Origin of the sequence: Streptomyces sp. B93 (genome assembly GCF_018070565.1) — a bacterium.
GTDB lineage: Bacteria > Actinomycetota > Actinomycetes > Streptomycetales > Streptomycetaceae > Streptomyces.
The window spans coordinates 184,131-200,657 of record NZ_JAGPXL010000001.1; the positions used below are offsets into that span (position 1 = coordinate 184,131).

Annotated in this window: 17 protein-coding genes; 5 read left to right on the forward strand and 12 right to left on the reverse strand. The window is 72.8% G+C overall.

Annotated elements, in window-relative coordinates:
• Positions 1 to 72: 72 nt before the first annotated feature.
• Positions 73 to 834: a nucleotidyltransferase family protein gene (locus KBY47_RS00865; RefSeq protein WP_247694011.1), complete on the reverse strand. Its 762-nt coding sequence runs from the start codon at positions 832 to 834 to the stop codon at positions 73 to 75.
• Between the two features lie 84 nt (positions 835 to 918).
• Between KBY47_RS00865 and KBY47_RS00870 the strand changes: the two genes are divergently transcribed.
• The gene (locus KBY47_RS00870) at positions 919 to 1,326 is read left to right on the forward strand and encodes a RidA family protein (protein WP_210918871.1); all 408 of its coding nucleotides are present in this window, start codon (positions 919 to 921) and stop codon (positions 1,324 to 1,326) included.
• Positions 1,323 to 1,790 carry a GNAT family N-acetyltransferase gene (locus KBY47_RS00875; protein WP_210918872.1) on the forward strand — a complete coding sequence of 156 codons (468 nt, stop codon included), beginning with the start codon at positions 1,323 to 1,325 and terminating at the stop codon, positions 1,788 to 1,790. Before KBY47_RS00870 ends, KBY47_RS00875 begins: the two co-directional genes overlap by 4 nt.
• Before the next feature lie 7 nt (positions 1,791 to 1,797).
• On the opposite strand, the gene pip is transcribed toward KBY47_RS00875, so the two are convergent.
• Positions 1,798 to 2,763 (reverse strand): prolyl aminopeptidase, encoded by a 966-nt coding sequence (gene pip, locus KBY47_RS00880; protein WP_210918873.1) that lies wholly within the window; start codon positions 2,761 to 2,763, stop codon positions 1,798 to 1,800.
• 9 nt (positions 2,764 to 2,772) lie between these two features.
• Complete coding sequence (locus KBY47_RS00885; protein WP_210918874.1) at positions 2,773 to 3,555, reverse strand: uracil-DNA glycosylase; 783 nt, start codon at positions 3,553 to 3,555, stop codon at positions 2,773 to 2,775.
• A 73-nt stretch (positions 3,556 to 3,628) separates the two neighbouring features.
• Between KBY47_RS00885 and KBY47_RS00890 the strand changes: the two genes are divergently transcribed.
• Entirely contained in the window at positions 3,629 to 4,360 is a 732-nt protein-coding gene (locus tag KBY47_RS00890; RefSeq protein WP_247694012.1) for an RNA-binding S4 domain-containing protein, read from the forward strand.
• Between the two features lie 4 nt (positions 4,361 to 4,364).
• Here KBY47_RS00890 and KBY47_RS00895 read toward each other — a convergent pair whose 3' ends face one another.
• The 6 genes from KBY47_RS00895 to rpsA all read right to left on the reverse strand — a co-directional run bounded on the left by KBY47_RS00895 (position 4,365) and on the right by rpsA (position 9,376).
• Positions 4,365 to 4,832, reverse strand: a complete 468-nt coding sequence (locus KBY47_RS00895) for a DoxX family protein (RefSeq protein ID WP_210918875.1) — start codon at positions 4,830 to 4,832, stop codon at positions 4,365 to 4,367.
• Positions 4,833 to 4,893: 61 nt separating this feature from the next.
• On the reverse strand, positions 4,894 to 5,583 hold the full coding sequence (locus KBY47_RS00900) for a bifunctional 2-polyprenyl-6-hydroxyphenol methylase/3-demethylubiquinol 3-O-methyltransferase UbiG (protein ID WP_210918876.1): 690 nt from the start codon (positions 5,581 to 5,583) through the stop codon (positions 4,894 to 4,896).
• 107 nt (positions 5,584 to 5,690) lie between these two features.
• A complete protein-coding gene (locus KBY47_RS00905) occupies positions 5,691 to 6,071 on the reverse strand; it encodes a M48 family metallopeptidase (RefSeq protein ID WP_210918877.1) in 381 nt (126 codons plus the stop codon).
• 50 nt (positions 6,072 to 6,121) lie between these two features.
• Positions 6,122 to 6,742 (reverse strand): dephospho-CoA kinase, encoded by a 621-nt coding sequence (gene coaE / locus KBY47_RS00910; RefSeq protein WP_210918878.1) that lies wholly within the window; start codon positions 6,740 to 6,742, stop codon positions 6,122 to 6,124.
• Positions 6,743 to 6,794: 52 nt separating this feature from the next.
• Positions 6,795 to 7,733, reverse strand: a complete 939-nt coding sequence (locus tag KBY47_RS00915) for a PAC2 family protein (RefSeq protein WP_210918879.1) — start codon at positions 7,731 to 7,733, stop codon at positions 6,795 to 6,797.
• Between the two features lie 149 nt (positions 7,734 to 7,882).
• On the reverse strand, positions 7,883 to 9,376 hold the full coding sequence (gene rpsA / locus KBY47_RS00920) for a 30S ribosomal protein S1 (RefSeq protein ID WP_210918880.1): 1,494 nt from the start codon (positions 9,374 to 9,376) through the stop codon (positions 7,883 to 7,885).
• Between the two features lie 381 nt (positions 9,377 to 9,757).
• Between rpsA and KBY47_RS00925 the strand changes: the two genes are divergently transcribed.
• Positions 9,758 to 10,591, forward strand: a complete 834-nt coding sequence (locus KBY47_RS00925; RefSeq protein WP_308404996.1) for a class I SAM-dependent methyltransferase — start codon at positions 9,758 to 9,760, stop codon at positions 10,589 to 10,591.
• A gap of 4 nt (positions 10,592 to 10,595) precedes the next feature.
• Positions 10,596 to 13,394 carry an ATP-dependent RNA helicase gene (locus KBY47_RS00930; protein ID WP_210918881.1) on the forward strand — a complete coding sequence of 933 codons (2,799 nt, stop codon included), beginning with the start codon at positions 10,596 to 10,598 and terminating at the stop codon, positions 13,392 to 13,394.
• Here the strand turns inward: KBY47_RS00930 and KBY47_RS00935 are convergent.
• From KBY47_RS00935 to KBY47_RS00945, 3 genes are all read right to left on the reverse strand, one after another.
• Positions 13,384 to 14,376: a DUF3068 domain-containing protein gene (locus KBY47_RS00935; protein ID WP_210918882.1), complete on the reverse strand. Its 993-nt coding sequence runs from the start codon at positions 14,374 to 14,376 to the stop codon at positions 13,384 to 13,386. The two genes, KBY47_RS00930 and KBY47_RS00935, sit on opposite strands and share 11 nt — an antisense overlap.
• Before the next feature lie 21 nt (positions 14,377 to 14,397).
• The gene (locus tag KBY47_RS00940; protein WP_210918883.1) at positions 14,398 to 14,532 is read right to left on the reverse strand and encodes an SPW_0924 family protein; all 135 of its coding nucleotides are present in this window, start codon (positions 14,530 to 14,532) and stop codon (positions 14,398 to 14,400) included.
• Positions 14,533 to 14,685: 153 nt separating this feature from the next.
• Entirely contained in the window at positions 14,686 to 16,440 is a 1,755-nt protein-coding gene (locus KBY47_RS00945) for a lytic transglycosylase domain-containing protein (RefSeq protein WP_210918884.1), read from the reverse strand.
• Positions 16,441 to 16,527 lie beyond the last annotated feature (87 nt).

The following is a 16,527-nucleotide window of genomic DNA, read 5'->3' on the forward strand; positions in this document are numbered from 1 at the left end:
CCAGGGTAGGCCGACTTCTTGGAGGAGAGGGAACGGGCGTATTGCGGGGGTGTGACGTCGAGCGCGGAGCGCTCAGCCTTGGTACGCCCGCGCCAACAGCGCCTCGGCCGCGTCGACGGCGTCGGCCAACGCCCGCGGGTCCGCCGTCAGCGTCCCCACCAACCCGTCCACGGCACCCAGCCCGGCCCGCGCGATCAACCCCTTCTCGTTGGTGACCCACTCCCCACGCCCCGCCAGCACCGCGTGCGCCGTCTGTGTCGCGGCGAGGGCGATCGCACCGGCGACCTGGGTGACGGCGCCCTTGGGGGCGTGGCCCGCCCTGGCGTAGGCGAGGGTCGCGGTCGCCGTGCCGTACCAGCGTCCGGGGGCCGTTGCGCGCAGGGCCGCCGGGTAGCCGACGGGGCGCGGGAGTTCGCCGTACAGCACCTGGTTGATGGCGAGTTCGGCCATCAGCAGGTACGTCGGGATCCCCGCGAGATGGAACATCAGCGGCTCGACCCGGAACCGTCCTACCTCCGCCTCCGCCATCACCCGCTCGACGACGTCGAGGTCCCGGTAGTGGACGTCCAGCCGTCGGCCCTCGACGGTCAGCCAGGCCCCGCCGTTGAAGACACCGCCGCCCCAGCCGCCGATCTCGGACACCTCACCGTCCCAGCCGAGGGCGCGCAGATCGTCCGGATCGAAGGCGCCGCGGTAGTAGACCGCCATGTCCCAGTCGCTGTCGGGCCGGTGCGTGCCCTGGGCGCGCGAGCCGCCGAGGGTGACGCCCCGGACGCCGGGGAGGCCGGCGAGGCGGGCGGTGACGGTGGTGAGGAAGTCGGCTTCGTCGCTCATGGGGGCCATCAAAATACGGATGCGCGACCAGCCGCCAGCACGGATGATCGGCGAGCTGTCCCCTTCGTGAGCTGGAGCCGCCGGATGATCCGCCGTGTCACCGTTCCCACCCTCTTCCCTCCGCCTACCTACTCCCACGCCTCCGTCGTCGAAGCCGGTACCAAGCTGGCCTTCCTCGCCGGGGCGGTACCGCTGGACGCCGACGGCAAGCTGATCGGCGAGGGCGACGCCGTGCGCCAGGCCCAGCAGGTGGTCGCCAATCTCGAGGAGCAGCTGCGCGCCGTGGGAAGCGACCTGGCCCACGTCGTGGCGACCGACGTGTACGTCGTGAGCACGGACCCCGCGGCACTCTCCGCCGTCTGGGACGTCGTCGAGGCGTCGGGACTCAGCACCGGACCGCACTCATCCACCCTGCTCGGCGTGGCCTGCCTCGGCTACACCGGACAACTGGTGGAAATCACAGCCACAGCCGTCGTCCCCGAGCCCTCATGACCTCGGCCCCCGCACCCGTCCACCTGCGCCGCGCCACCGCCGCCGACGCCACCGCCGCCGCCGACGTCTGGCTGCGTTCCTTCGCGGCCGCGCTGCCGACCGTCGTCAGACCGCGCACCGACGACGAGGTACGCGCCTACTTCCGGGATGTGGTGGTGCCGCTGCGTGAGACATGGGTGGCGGAGGCCGGCGCGGGGCTCGTCGGGGTGATGGTGCTCGACGGGGAGCTGCTGTCACAGCTCTACCTCGACCCCGGCTGGCGTGGGTGTGGCATCGGTGACCGATTCGTCGCCCTCGCCAAGGAACGCCGGCCGGACGGCCTCACCCTGTGGACCTTCCAGGTCAACGAGCCGGCCCACCGCTTCTACGAGCGTCATGGCTTCCTCGCCGTGGAGCGCACCGACGGCAGCGGCAACGAGGAGCGCGAACCGGACGTGCGCTATGTGTGGCGACCGGGCCGGTGAGCAGGCCTCAGCGGCGGGCGGTGTACTTGTCCGTCGCCGCCACCAGGGCCTCCGCCATCCCCGGCGCGCCGGCGTTGTGTCCCACCTCGTCCACCGTCACCAGCTCGCTGCCGGGCCAGGCGTGGTGGAGGCGCCAGACGATGCCGAGGAGGTTGCCGAAGTCCAGGCCGCCCTGGACGAGGGTGCCCGGGATGCCCTTCAGCAGATGCGCGTCCCGCAGCACCACGCCGTCGTCGTTGTCCTCGCCGAGGAAGTGGTCGTTGCCCCAGTAGTGCGTGACCGTACGGGCGAAGCCCATCCGGAACACCGGGTCCTCGTAACGCGGCTCCGAACGCGGCGGCTGCCCCGCCGCCGCCGTCTCCCAGTCGGTCCAGTCCCGTGCCGCCCGCTCCCGCACCTCGGCGTCGGGTGATTCGAGCAGCCGGTTGTAGGCGGCGGAGAGATTCCCCTCCCGCTCGCCCTCCGGAAGGCCGGCGAGGAACTTCTCGAAGGCCTCGGGGTAGATCCTGCCCAGCCCTCTCGTCATCAGGGCGACCTCGGCATGGGAACCGGTCGCCACTCCGGTCAGCACCAGCTCCGACACCGCGCCGGGATGCGTCTGCGCGTACCGCAGCCCGAGCACCGACCCCCACGACACCCCCCACACCAGCCACCGCTCGATCCCCAGGTGCCGTCGCAGCGACTCCAGATCGGCGATGAGATGAGCCGTCGTGTTGACGCTCATGTCGGTGCCGTACACGCTCGCCGACGGTGTCGAACGCCCGCACCCCCGCTGATCCAGCACCACGATCCGGTACGCCTCGGGGTCGAACAGCCGCGGGAAGTAGGCGTTGCCGCTGGACCCCGGCCCGCCGTGCAGGGTCACCGCGGGCTTGCCGTCCGGGTTCCCGTACGTCTCCCAGTACAGGCGGTTGCCGTCGCCGACGTCGAGCATCCCGTGCGCGTACGGTTCGATCTCAGGGTAGAGGGGCATCCGGCGACCCTAGCCCGCTCCTCCCGGCGCCCGCAGCCCCGTTTCGCCCGCCGCACCGGCCGCCGTGCGCAGCACCTCCCGCAGCATCTCCGGGGTGAGCCGCCCCGTGAAGGTGTTGCGCTGGCTGACGTGGAAACAGCCGAAGACGTCCAGACCGCCGCCTCCTTCCTCCTTCCCCTCCGCCGGCCGCAGCGCGTCGTCGAGCCGCACCCGTGCACCGTGCCCGAACACCGGACGCGGCCTCGGCACCGTCCACCCCGCCTCCGCGAACGCGGGCAGCGCCGCCTGCCAGCCGAAGGCCCCGAGGACGACCACCGCCCGCAGCGTCGGCCGCAGCAGCCGCAGCTCCTGCACCAGCCAGGGACGGCAGGTGTCGCGTTCCTCGGGCGTCGGCTTGTTGGCGGGCGGCGCGCAGTGCACGGGCGCGGTGACACGGACGCCGTACAGCTCCAGCCCGTCCCCGGCGCTCACGGCGGTGGGCCGGGAGGCCAGGCCGACGTCGTACAGCGCCTGGTACAGCACGTCCCCGGACCGGTCCCCGGTGAACATCCGTCCCGTCCGGTTCCCACCGTGGGCCGCCGGTGCCAGCCCGACGATCAGCAGCCGGGCGTCCGCCGGACCGAACCCGGGAACAGGGCGCCCCCAGTACGTCCAGTCCGCGAAGGCCGCCCGCTTGGTGCGGGCCACCTCCTCACGCCAGTCGACCAGCCGAGGACAGGCCCGGCACCCGGCGACCCGCTGGTCCAGGTCCGCGAGGCCGCCGCCCGTTTCGCTGCCGGTGCCTGTTTCCATGCCTCCACCGTAGAGCCGTGGGCCAGGGAAAACGCCGTCGTCCCAGCTCCTCCGGGCAGCTAAGGTCGAGGGCATGGTTTCCGAAGGCGCGGACCACCAGGATCCGCATGACGAGCGGGACGAGCAGCACGTGCGGGCAGTGGGGGACGTCCGGGACGAGCGACGAGCGGTGGACAAGGACGGGGGCGGGGACGGCGCCGGGACGGGCACCGACCCGAAGGTCGCCGCCGCGGTGGCCGCCGCCGAGGCCGCCGGTCCGCAGAGCGGCGAGAGCGTACGCATCGACAGCTGGATCTGGTCCGTGCGCCTGGTGAAGACCCGCTCCATCGGCGCCGCCGCCTGCAAGGGCGGTCACGTCCGGGTGAACGGCGAGCGGGTCAAGCCCGCCCACTCGGTGCGCGTCGGCGACGAGGTACGGCTGCGGCACGAGGGCCGGGAGCGGGTCGTCGTGGTCAAGCGCCTGATCCGCAAGCGGGTCGGCGCCCCGGTGGCCGTGCAGTGCTACATCGACAACAGCCCTCCGCCCCCGCCCCGCGAGGCGATCGCCCCGCCCGGCATCCGCGACCGCGGCACCGGCCGCCCGACCAAGCGCGACCGCCGAGAGCTGGAACGCCTCCGCGGCCTCGGCGGCCTGGGCGGTTACGGCACCACCCCGCCACCAGGGTCAAGCGGGCCTGCCGGACAGGGCGGGTCCGGCAGCGAGGGCGGCCCGAACGGCCGGGGTCGACCTGGCAGCCGGGGTGGATCCGGCACCCGGGCCGGGACCGACGAGCCGGGCGGGCCCTCCCGCCGCCGCGGGCGGTGAGCCGTCAGGCCGCCGCACGCCGCAGCAGCCGCGCCAGCTCCGCGTTCTGACCGCGCCGCGCCCAGGCTATGAGGGCGAGCGGCACGATGAGAATCAGCGGAGTCGCCGCGTACTCCCCGTCGAAGACGGTGACCTGGACGACGAACGCGCCCACCATCAGCGCGCTCAGCGCCATCGCCGACACCGACTGGAGCACGGGCGTCAACAGCGCTATCGCCCCGGCCAGTTCGAGGAAGCCGATGGTGTACATCCCCGCGCTGCCCCAGCCGATCTCGGCGAAGCTCTCCACGGCCGACGCGTGCCCGATCAGCTTGGGCAGCGCACTGGCGATCGCGAAGAACAGGGCGATCAGCACCTGGAGGGCGCGCAGCGCTATCCGGGCGCGTCGGCCGCGGGCGGTCGGGGACTCCCCGACCACGACGCCGGTCGAGGGGGAAGCGGCAGAGGGAACGGAAGCGGCGGTCTCGGCCATCAGGGTCTCCGGTGTGAGGTGGTGGTCCGTGGGGCGGTCACAGAGGAAGACCCCGGGACGGTCAGGAACTCATCGCCCGCACCCAGATCCCGTCCTCCGTCAGATATCTGTCGACGGTCAGGCCCGCTTCCCCCAGCGCCTGCTCGAACTCGTCCTTGCTCAACGGTCGCGCCCTGAACGTCTGGGTCCATATCGCGTCCGGGAACACATACTCGGCCCGCACCGAGTGGACGCCGTCGCCGGCCGGCTCGGACGACAGGATGCGCACGGTGAAGCCGCCGGGGTCGACCCGCTCGCGCGGCAGGTCGGAGTGGTAGTCCGCGCCCTCCCGCTGGATGAGCACACAGCCGCCCTCGGCCACGTGCCGTGCGCAGGTGCGCAGCAGTCCCCGCCGGACCTCCACGTCACCGGTGTGCACGAGGAAGGACGCGAGCAGTACGACGTCGAACGTCTCGCCCAGGTCGAGGTCCTCGATGGGACTGCATATCGTGCGCGCTCCGCGCACCCGGGCGAGCATCTCGGGGGATTCGTCCACCGCCGTGACGGTGAAGCCCCGCTCCACCAGGGGGTGGGTCATGCGGCCGACTCCGCTGCCCAGTTCGAGGATGCGCGCGCCCGGGGGCACGGCCGCGGCGATGATGTCCGGCTCCGGGCCGATCGTCAGCCGTGAGTACAGCTCCACCGCGCAGCCGTCCGGGGTGATGGCCCCGGGTCCCGTCCCCTGATGTCCTGCTCGCGTCTTCAGCTCCATGCCCGTCCAACGGCCCGCATCCGCACGGCCGTTCCCACCCGCCTCACCTTCACCCGTTCGAGCGACAAGGCGGGTGGGGGCAGAGCCCCGGAAGCGAGCGCGAGGAGTCAGGAGTCGAAGCGGGCCGCCTTCAGGTACTGCGGCTTCGGGTCCAGTGCGGCGGCCAGCCGGAAGTGGCGTTTGGCCTGGTCAGGGCGCCCCTGACGCTCATAGGTACGGGCGAGGGCGAAGTGCGCGTAGGCGTTGTCCGGCTCTCGTTCCAGGACGATGCTGAACTCGAGTTCCGCGGGCCGCAGTTGCGCGGCGGCGAAGAAGGCGCGCGCACGGAGCAGCCGCGCCGCCGTGTTCTCCGGGTGTGCGGCGATGACCTCGTCGAGCAGCTTCACCGCGCCCCGCGGATCCCGCGCGGCGAGCAGTTGCTCGGCGGCGCGGTAGTCGATGACATGCGTCTCCGGAGTACGTCCGGTCGAACCGCTGGTGTCGGGCACAGCAAAGTCCTTCCCTCACTGACCGGATTCAACGCCCGCACCGGGGCCCGTTATTCCTGGAGCGGCTCCCGGGGAACCCGCGCCCTGCGGGTCAGGTCGGCCCACACGTCCTTCACCCGCCGCTGGAGTTCCGCGAGGGGTACGTCGTTGTCGATGACGATGTCCGCGATCTCCAGGCGCTGCTCACGGGTCGCCTGGGCGGCCATCCGGGCCCGGGCGTCGTCCTCCGTCATGCCGCGCAGTCGGACGAGCCGGTCGAGCTGGGTCTCGGGGCTCGCGTCGACGACGACGACCAGGTCGTACAGCGGCGCGAGGCCGTTCTCCGTGAGGAGCGGCACGTCGTGGACGACGACGGCGTCGTCCGCCGCCGCGGCCTCCAGCTCCCGGGAACGGGCGCCCACCAGCGGGTGCACGATCGAGTTGAGCACGGCGAGCCGGTCGGGGTCGGCGAAGACGATGGAGCCAAGCCTGGGCCGGTCCAGCCTGCCGTCCTCGGTGAGCACCTCCTCGCCGAAGGCGCGTACGACCGCGGCGAGACCGGGGGTTCCGGGCTCGACCACCTCGCGTGCGATCCGGTCCGCGTCGATCAGTACGGCGCCGCACTCCACGAGCAGCCGAGACACCTCGCTCTTGCCCGCGCCGATCCCACCGGTCAAGCCCACTTTCAGCATGAACGGCAGCTTAGGCCCTGCCGCCGGAACGGTGTTCCCCGGCCCGGGCGCCCTAGTTGTCGCCCTCCCGCTCCGCGAGGAAACGCTCGAACTCCTGCCCGATCTCGTCGGCCGACGGGATCTCGACCGGCTCGGCCAGCATGTTGCCGCGGCTCTCGGCGCCCGCCACGGCGTCGTACTGGTGCTCGAGGCCCTGCACGAGGGCGGTCAGCTCGTCGTCGCCCTCGCGGATCTGGCGTTCGATCTCCGTCTGGGTGCGGTAGGCGTCGGTGCGCAGGGAGTGCGCGAGGCCCGGCAGGACCAGCCCGGTGGCGGCGGTGATGGCCTCCAGGACGGTCAGGGCCGCGTCGGGGTAGGCCGAGCGGGCGATGTAGTGCGGCACGTGCGCGGCGACGCCCAGGACGTCGTGGCCCGCCTCCATGAGGCGGTACTCGACGAGCGCCTCGGCGCTGCCGGGGACCTGGGCCTCCTCGAAGGGGCTGCGGTGGCCGGGGACCAGGTCGGTGCGGGTGCCGTGCGGGGTGAGCCCTACGGGGCGGGTGTGCGGGACGCCCATGGGGATGCCGTGGAAGTTCACGGCGAGGCGGACGCCGAGCCGCTCCACGATCTGCTCGACGGCCGCGGCGAACCTCTCCCACTCCACGTCCGGCTCCGGGCCGGAGAGCAGCAGGAAGGGGGCTCCGGTGGCGTCCTGGACGAGCCGCACCGCGAGGGTGGGCTCCTCGTAGTCCGTCCAGCGGTCGCGCCGGAAGGTCAGCAGCGGGCGGCGGGCCCGGTAGTCCACCAGCCGGTCGTGGTCGAAGCGGGCGACGACCTGGTGGGGCAGCGAGTCGAGAAGTCCGTCGACGATCTGGTCGCCGGTCTCACCCGCGTCGATGTATCCGTCGAAGTGATAGAGCATGACAAGTCCGGCCGATTCCTGGGCGAGCGCCATGTCCACCACGGCCAGGCCCTTCGGCTCCCACGTGTACAAACCCTGCGGATCAAGCACTGTGACCGCTCCTCCTCGTGTCCGTAGAGCACAACGTGGCCCAGGCCACGGGCATTCCCGGGCGGACCGGAGCCGATCAAGAAAACGGCGAGGGCCCGCATCCGTGACGGATGCGGGCCCTCGGCGGTCAGCTAGTCAGCTGTCGCGGTTCAGCTCTGGCCGCCGGCCAGCTTCTCGCGCAGCGCGGCCAGCGCCTCGTCCGACGCCAGGGCGCCGGAGTTGTCGCCGCCCTCGGACGAGTACGAGCCACCACCGGTCGCGGCCGGAGCGGCGGCCTCGCCACCCTCGGCAGCGGCCTGGGCGTCCGCCTCGCGGGACTTGATGACCTGCTGCTGGTGCTGCTCGAAGCGGGACTGCGCCTCGGCGTACTGGCGCTCCCACTCCTCGCGCTGCTTCTCGTAGCCCTCGAGCCAGTCGTTGGTCTCGGGGTCGAAGCCCTCGGGGTAGATGTAGTTGCCCTGGTCGTCGTAGGACGCGGCCATGCCGTACAGGGTCGGGTCGAACTCGACCGAGGCCGGGTCGGCACCGAAGGACTCGTTGGCCTGCTTCAGCGAGAGGCTGATGCGACGGCGCTCGAGGTCGATGTCGATGACCTTGACGAAGATCTCGTCGTTGACCTGGACGACCTGCTCCGGGATCTCCACGTGGCGCTCGGCCAGCTCGGAGATGTGGACCAGACCCTCGATGCCCTCGTCGACGCGGACGAACGCACCGAACGGAACCAGCTTCGTGACCTTGCCGGGCACGACCTGGCCGATCTGGTGGGTGCGGGCGAACTGCTGCCACGGGTCTTCCTGGGTCGCCTTCAGCGACAGGGAGACGCGCTCGCGGTCCATGTCGACGTCGAGGACCTCGACGGTGACCTCCTGGCCGACCTCGACGACCTCGGAGGGGTGGTCGATGTGCTTCCAGGACAGCTCGGAGACGTGGACCAGACCGTCGACGCCACCCAGGTCCACGAAGGCACCGAAGTTGACGATCGAGGAGACGACGCCGGAACGGACCTGACCCTTCTGGAGGGTCGTGAGGAACGTCTGGCGGACCTCGGACTGGGTCTGCTCCAGCCAGGCACGGCGGGACAGGACCACGTTGTTGCGATTCTTGTCCAGCTCGATGATCTTGGCCTCGAGCTCCTTGCCCACGTAGGGCTGGAGGTCGCGGACGCGGCGCATCTCGACCAGGGAGGCCGGGAGGAAGCCACGGAGGCCGATGTCGAGGATGAGACCACCCTTGACGACCTCGATGACGGTACCGGTGACGATCCCGTCCTCTTCCTTGATCTTCTCGATGGTGCCCCAGGCACGCTCGTACTGGGCGCGCTTCTTCGAGAGGATCAGGCGGCCTTCCTTGTCCTCCTTCTGGAGGACGAGGGCCTCGATCTCGTCACCGACGGCGACGACCTCGTTCGGGTCGACGTCGTGCTTGATCGAGAGCTCGCGGCTCGGGATAACGCCTTCGGTCTTGTAACCGATGTCGAGCAGGACCTCGTCCCGGTCGACCTTCACGATGACGCCGTCGACGATGTCGCCGTCGTTGAAGTACTTGATCGTCTCGTCGATCGCGGCGAGGAAGGCTTCCTCGTTACCGATGTCGTTGACCGCTACCTGCGGGGTGGTGGCGGTGGTCTCGGTGCTGCTCGTCATGTGGGAAAGGGCTCCGGTACGGACATTGAAGTCGTAGGTACTGCTTACGCCGGGAGCCCGTTTCGCTCTGATGAAGCCGGACAGCCAAGGAAGCGCCTCACCAGTGACTGGTGATGGCGCCTCGACAACCGAGGGGACATACAACAGATGCGAGCGCAGCCTGCTACGTCTGAGGTGCGCAGGCCCGCAGCGCAACTTGTAGCATACGGGGGCTGCCGGGCAGGGTCAATGCGCGAAGCCGCCCACCCGGGGCGGATCGCCGCATAACCGGCACAAGAGCTGTCCACCGAGGCCACGCGTGGCGCACGGCGTCCCTCCGGTGACACACCGGGCCGGGCTGGACGGAAGAGTACGACGAGGGAGCCGATCATCCAAGAGCCCGTGACGTCCCAGACCGCGACCGGTGCCGGCGCCGGGACTCCCGAGGAACCGGAGGCCACCCGGCGTGCCGCCGGGGTCGCGGAGAGTACCCGCGCCAACCGGGGCTGGTGGGACCGCAACGCCGACGAGTACCAGGTCGAGCACGGCACCTTCCTCGGCGACGACCGCTTCGTGTGGTGCCCCGAGGGCCTCGACGAGGTGGAGGCGGAGCTGCTCGGCCCCGCCGAGCGGCTGGCGGGCCGGTCGGTGCTGGAGATCGGGGCCGGAGCGGCGCAGTGCTCGCGCTGGCTGGCCGCGCAGGGCGCCCACCCGGTCGCCCTGGACCTCTCCCACCGGCAGCTCCAGCACGCCCTGCGCATCGGCGCGACGTTCCCGCTGGTGTGCGCGGACGCCGGTGCCCTGCCCTTCGCGGACGCCTCCTTCGACCTGGCCTGCTCGGCGTACGGCGCGCTGCCCTTCGTCGCCGACCCGGTGCTGGTGCTGCGCGAGGTGCGGCGGGTGCTGCGGCCGGGCGGGCGGTTCGTGTTCTCGGTGACCCATCCGATCCGCTGGGCGTTCCCGGACGAGCCCGGTCCCGAGGGGCTGTCCGTCGCCGCCTCCTACTTCGACCGCACGCCCTACGTCGAGCAGGACGACGCGGGCCGGGCGGTGTACGTGGAGCACCACAGGACGCTCGGCGACCGCGTCCGCGACATCGTCACGGCGGGCTTCCGGCTGGTGGACCTGGTGGAGCCGGAGTGGCCCGCGTGGAACACCTCCGAGTGGGGCGGCTGGTCCCCGCTGCGCGGCAGCCTGATCCCGGGGACGGCGATCTTCGTGTGCGTACGAGACTGAACGTGTGATCCGCTACGACGCTCTGGACGCCCTTCCCGTACGGGCCGCGCTGCCCGGTCTGACCGAGGCCCTGGACGGGCCCGGCACCGCCGTGCTCGTCGCGCCGCCCGGCACCGGCAAGACGACGCTGGTGCCGCTGGCGCTGGCCGGGCTGCTGGGCGACGGGCCCGCGCGGCGGGTCGTGGTCGCCGAGCCGCGGCGGATCGCGGCGCGGGCGGCGGCCCGGCGGATGGCGTGGCTGCTGGGCGAGAAGGTCGGGCAGAGCGTCGGCTACACGGTGCGCGGGGAGCGCGTGGTGGGGCGGCACGCGCGCGTGGAGGTCGTCACGACCGGTGTGCTGCTCCAGCGCGTCCAGCGGGACCAGGAGCTGGCCGGGGTCGACGTGGTGGTCCTCGACGAGTGCCACGAGCGGCACCTGGACGCGGACACCGTGGCGGCCTTCCTGTGGGACGTACGGCAGACGCTGCGGCCGGAGCTGCGGCTGGTGGCGGCGTCGGCGACAACCGACGCGCGGGGCTGGGCGCGGCTGCTCGGCGACGCCCCCGTGGTCGAGGCCGAGGGGGTCTCTTACCCCGTGGAGGTGGTGTGGGCGCCGCCCGCGCGTGCGGTGCGGCCGCCGCACGGGATGCGGGTCGATCCGGCGCTGCTGGCGCATGTGGCGGCCGTGGTGCGGCGGGCGCTGGCCGAGCGGCCGGGGGACGTGCTGTGTTTCCTGCCGGGGGTCGGGGAGATCGCGCGGGTCGCCGCCCACCTCGGGGAGCTGGGCGGGGTGGAGGTGCTCCAGGTGCACGGGCGGGCCCCGGCCGCCGTGCAGGACGCGGTGCTGGCTCCGGGGGGCGGGCGCCGGGTGGTGCTGGCGACCGCGGTCGCGGAGTCCTCGCTGACGGTTCCGGGGGTGCGGGTGGTCGTCGACTCGGGGCTGGCGCGTGAGCCGCGGGTGGACCACGCGCGCGGGCTGAGCGCGCTGACGACGGTGCGTGCCTCGCGGGCGGCGGGCCGGCAGCGCGCCGGGCGGGCCGGTCGTGAGGCGCCGGGGACGGTGTACCGGTGCTGGACGGAGGCCGAGGACGCGCGTCTGCCGCGTTTCCCGGCTCCCGAGATCAAGGTGGCCGACCTGACGGCGTTCGCGCTCCAGGCGGCCTGCTGGGGCGATCCCGAGGCCGCCGGTCTCGCCCTGCTGGACCCGCCCCCGGCCGGGGCGATGGCGGCGGCACGGGCCGCGCTCACGGCCGTCGGCGCGGTGGACGCCGCCGGACACGCCACGGAGCGGGGCGCGCGGCTGGCCCGCCTGGGCCTGCATCCCCGGCTGGGGCGGGCCCTGCTGGACGCGGCACCACTGGTCGGCGCGGAACGGGCCGCCGAGGTCGTGGCCCTGCTCAGCGAGGAGCCGCCGCGCGAGTACGGCGACGATCTCGCCGCCGCCCTGCGTACCGCACGGCGCGGAGGCGACGCCTACGCGGGGCGCTGGCGTGCGGAGGTACGGCGGCTGCTGGCCGTGGCCACGGAAACCGGCCCGCGCGGCTCGCTCCCGGAACGGACGGGCACCGTGTCGGACCTACCGCAGGGCGCCGCATCGCTCCCACCGGAGACGGACGGCCCGCCGCCGCGCCCGGGGACGGACGCCGCGGGCGCAAGCGCGGACCGCGCGGGGAGCGGAGCGCCGGCGGGGCGGGGAGCGGCCCACGCGAGCGGGGCGGGCCACGCCGTGCGCGCCGCGGCAGACGATCCGGCGGCTCGGGCGCACGCCAGCCGCGCCGACCGCTCCGCCGTCCCGGCCAGCGCCCGCCATGGCGCCACCACCCCCGCAGCAGCGCCCTGGACAGCCGCCGGAGAAGATGGCACCGCCGGGATCGTCGCCGCTCTCGCGTTCCCCGAGCGGGTGGGCAAGGCCGATGGTGGGTCGTATGTGATGGCGTCGGGGACCAGGGCCGAGGTGCGGGACGGGTCGGTGTTGCGGGGGGCGCCGTGGCTGGCTGTGGCGGTGGCCGATCGGCCGGTCGGCAGGGGGCACGCGCGCGTGCGGCTCGCCGCCGTGGTGGACGAGGGGGTGGCCCGTCGGGCGGCCGGGGCGCTGGTGGCGGAGCGGGACGAGGTGCGCTGGGCCGACGGGGACGTCGTCGCGCGGCGGGTCGAGCGGCTCGGGGCTGTGGAGTTGGCGGTGCGGTCGTTGCGCGACGCCGATCCCGGCCTCGTACGGGAGGCGCTTGCCGAAGGGCTGCGGCAGGAAGGGCTGCGGTTGTTGCGGTGGTCGGCGGAGGCGGAGGGGCTGCGGCGGCGGCTGGCCTTTCTGCGGCTTCGGCTCGGGGAGCCCTGGCCCGATGTCTCCGACGAGGCGCTGCACGCGCGCGTGGCGGAGTGGCTGGAGCCGGAGCTGAGCCGGGCCCGGCGGCGGGCCGACCTGGCGCGGATCGACGCCGGGGCGGGGCTGGCCCGGTTGCTGCCGTGGGCGACGGGGGAGGCCGCGCGGCTCGACGAACTCGCCCCGGAGCGGATCACCGTACCGAGTGGGTCCAGGATCCGGATCGACTACTCGAATCCTGAACAGCCGGTGCTCGCGGTGAAGTTGCAGGAGATGTTCGGGCTGGAGCGGTCGCCGACCGTCGCCGGGGTGCCGGTGCTGGTGCATCTGCTCTCCCCCGCCGGGCGTCCGGCCGCGGTCACCGCCGATCTCGCGTCGTTCTGGCGGGACGGCTACAAGGGCGTGCGGGCGGAACTGCGCGGCCGGTATCCGAAGCATCCGTGGCCGGAGGACCCCGCGACCGCCGAGCCGACCCGGCACACCAACGCGCGCCTCAGGCGGTGAGCGGTTCCGGCTCCGCCGTCCGTCCGGGCGCCGGGGCACCGGTCCCGCGGCCGCGTGCCTCCAGCCACAGGGACAGGGAGATCAGCAGCACGCCGAGGGTCAGCAGGCCCCAGGGCAGGTACGAGGTCATCAGCAGGACCAGGGTGCGGTTGGACTTGACCAGGTCCACGGTGTGGCGGATGTAGTCCTCGCGCATCTTCACATGGCCGGAGAAGGCGGTGACCTTCTCCCGGCCGCCGAGGAGGGTGCCGCCGCGCAGCTCCTCCTTGTGGATCTCCTCGCCGTAGACGGGGGCGCCGGTGAGCGGCTCGACCCAGAACCTGCGGACGGTGGTGTACCAGCGGGTGGTGCCGGTCTCGGCGACCGTCTCGGGGGTGATCCCCTCGACGGGCATCTCCTTGGGGAAGGGCACCTTGGTCCAGGGGATGGTCTGTTCGAAGTAGTAGACCTCGACGCCGCGGAAGTCCTGGGTGCCCTGGTAGTGGATGGGGGCGGTGACGCGGGCCTGGGCGTCGAAGTACTCGTAGTCCCGTTTCTCCGTCAGGAACGGCCACTTGAACTCGATGCCCTCGCGGCGGACCGGGTCGCCGTCGACCATCTCGCCGGTGGCGTGGACGGGTTCCTGGGTGTGGGCGTCGAAGATGTACCGCTCGGGGATCTTGGAGACCATCTCGCCGTCGGGTCCCTGGACGTAGGACAGGCCGTCCCAGACGACGACGTCCCGGCCCGCGGTGCGTTCGATGCGTTCGGAGGCCGCGACGTCGCCGCGCAGGGTCTGCACGATGGTGACCTTGGGGACCTTGCGGGCGCGCAGGGTGCCGTAGTCGAGGAGGGTGGCGTCGTGTGCCTCCAGGACCATGTCCTGGTACTGGTTCGGCGGGATCTTGGCGAGGCGCGGGAAGGCGTACCAGCGCAGCAGCGGGGACAGCGCCGCGCAGAACACGGCGAGGGCGAGCAGGACCAGGGCGGCCTTGCGGCGCATCTCGGCCTCCGTCCCGGGTGGTCAGGGGTGTGCGGGCACGGTCGTCAGCAGGGGTTTCGGGGAGGTCTCACCGGTCGGGGTGCCGAGCGCGGTGAGGGTGAGGACCACGGCGAACGCGAGGAGGAGGCCGGTCGCGGCGGCGATCAGGGCACGCATGCGGTCCTCTCCACACGATGGACGTTCACTGACGCATCGTCAGGTCCGGGCACCGTAGCAACGCCGGCGTGAGATGAGAACACGTCGTGCGGACGGCGAAGGGCGCCCGTCCGCCGGTGGCGGAGGGGCGCCCTTCGGTGAGGCGTGCGGTGTCTAGGCGCTCGGTGAGGCCGACGGGCTGGCGGTCTCGCCGGTGGAGTCGCTCGGCGACGGGGTCGGCTCGGGGGCCGTCACGGTCAGTTCGAGCGTCAGCGTCGCCCCGCCGGTGGTGGTGACCCGCAGCAGGAACGTACCGGCCGTGTCGTCCGCGTACAGCTGCGGCAGCTTCAGCAGGCCGTCGGCGTCGGTCTTCAGGCTCAGGGTGCGTACGGCGGTGTCGTCGGCGTCCTTGAAGTAGGGGCCCTGGTCGTTGGCCGTGGGATCGTCCGCCGACTTGATCAGCGTCGCGGTGGCGGCCACCCCGTCGGCGACCGCGCCCTTGTAGGCCGCCTTGAGCTGGATCCGCTCGGCGAACTCGCCGCCCGTGACGCAGGTCAGCGCGGTGTCACCGACGCGGGTGAGGGTGTCGGCGGCGCGGGCGGTGACGGCGGCGCCGTAGTCGAGGCCGGGGAGCGTGCGGCCGACGACGGTGGCGCGGACGGTGAAGTCGCCGGTCTTCTCGCCCGCTTGGAGCGCGGGGGCGACGGCGATACCGGCGCTGCCGGTGACGACCGTGGCGACGGTCTCGCCGGTCGAGAAGGTGGCGTCGGTGGAGCCGGTGATCGTGAAGCGGACGCGGACCTTGCCGACGGCGGTGCCGTCCTTGGTCTCCGCGCGGGTGCTGATCCGCTCGCCGAAGGTGTCGCCCGCCATGGCGGTGAGCGTCGCGGTGCCCGCGTCCTCCAGGTGGTGCACGGTCTCGGTGGGCGTCGGCGGCGGTGGGGTGGTGGTGCCGGGCGGCGTCGGTGACGGGCTGGCGCTGCCGCCACCGGAGGCGGGCGGTGTGGGCGTGGGCTTGGGCGTCGCGCTCGGTGACTCCGAGCCCGGACGGTCCGAGGCCGCGGGCGGCGTCGGCGACGGGCTCGCTCCGGCGGGGTCGTCGCTGCGGTTCCCGGGCAGGGAGCCGGTGCCGTCCGGGACCTCGTGGGTGCCCTTGCGGTAGTACTCCAGCCACGACAGGACCGTGTTCAGGTAGTCCGAGGAGTTGTTGTAGCTGAGGATGGCGCGGTTGAGGTCGGCCTGCGTGGACAGGTCCCAGCCGAACCGGCACAGGTAGTGCCCGGCCGCGAGCGCCGCGTCGTAGACGTTGTTGGGGTCCTCGACGCCGTCGCCGTTGCCGTCGCGGCCCGCCCACGACCAGGTGGACGGGATGAACTGCATGGGGCCCACCGCGCGGTCGTACGAACTGTCGCCGTCGTACAGGCCGTTGTCGGTGTCGCTGATGTTCGCGAAGCCGTTGCCGTTGAGCTGCGGGCCGCGGATGGGGCTGAGCGTGGTGCCGTTCGCCGCGACGTTGCCGCCGCGGGCGTGGCCGGACTCCACCTTGCCGATGGCGGCGAGCAGTTCCCAGGGCAGGTTGCAGCCGGGCTTGCTCTCCCGCAGCCGGGTGGCCGCCTTCTTGTAGGCGTCGAGGACGGTCGCGGGTATGCCCGCCTGGGCCTCACCGGTGACCGGTGGGGTGGTGCCGGTGCTCGGCGAGGGCGTGGGGCTGTTCAGCGGGGGCAGGTCCGTGTAGTACGGCGAGTTGCCGGTGGCGCTGTCCTCCGCGTACGCGTCCGGCGAGGGCTGCGCGCCGGTGGTGGCCTGTCTGCCGTCGGCGTCGGTGGTCACTCCCGGAGCCTGGGATGCGGACAGCGCGGCGACCGCCGCGGCGGCGACGGCCGTGGTAGCCGCTCCCTTGCGCAGCCTCCTGCCGAATTGCGGCCCCATACGGTGAACCCCTCCCCTGGACGTCCGAGCGTCCGTTCCTCTGCGTGTGCTCGTCCGCTAGCGCGTGGCGACCCAGGCGACCCTACG

Coding starts and splice junctions, on each gene's coding strand:
- coaE (WP_210918878.1), bottom strand. CDS start 6,742: ATGCTGAAAGTGGGCTTGACCGGTGGGATCGGCGCGGGCAAGAGCGAG.
- KBY47_RS00885 (WP_210918874.1), bottom strand. CDS start 3,555: ATGGAAACAGGCACCGGCAGCGAAACGGGCGGCGGCCTCGCGGACCTG.
- KBY47_RS00890 (WP_247694012.1), top strand. CDS start 3,629: ATGGTTTCCGAAGGCGCGGACCACCAGGATCCGCATGACGAGCGGGAC.
- KBY47_RS00870 (WP_210918871.1), top strand. CDS start 919: ATGATCCGCCGTGTCACCGTTCCCACCCTCTTCCCTCCGCCTACCTAC.
- KBY47_RS00895 (WP_210918875.1), bottom strand. CDS start 4,832: ATGGCCGAGACCGCCGCTTCCGTTCCCTCTGCCGCTTCCCCCTCGACC.
- KBY47_RS00935 (WP_210918882.1), bottom strand. CDS start 14,376: ATGCGCCGCAAGGCCGCCCTGGTCCTGCTCGCCCTCGCCGTGTTCTGC.
- pip (WP_210918873.1), bottom strand. CDS start 2,763: ATGCCCCTCTACCCTGAGATCGAACCGTACGCGCACGGGATGCTCGAC.
- KBY47_RS00865 (WP_247694011.1), bottom strand. CDS start 834: ATGAGCGACGAAGCCGACTTCCTCACCACCGTCACCGCCCGCCTCGCC.
- rpsA (WP_210918880.1), bottom strand. CDS start 9,376: ATGACGAGCAGCACCGAGACCACCGCCACCACCCCGCAGGTAGCGGTC.
- KBY47_RS00940 (WP_210918883.1), bottom strand. CDS start 14,532: ATGCGTGCCCTGATCGCCGCCGCGACCGGCCTCCTCCTCGCGTTCGCC.
- KBY47_RS00945 (WP_210918884.1), bottom strand. CDS start 16,440: ATGGGGCCGCAATTCGGCAGGAGGCTGCGCAAGGGAGCGGCTACCACG.
- KBY47_RS00875 (WP_210918872.1), top strand. CDS start 1,323: ATGACCTCGGCCCCCGCACCCGTCCACCTGCGCCGCGCCACCGCCGCC.
- KBY47_RS00900 (WP_210918876.1), bottom strand. CDS start 5,583: ATGGAGCTGAAGACGCGAGCAGGACATCAGGGGACGGGACCCGGGGCC.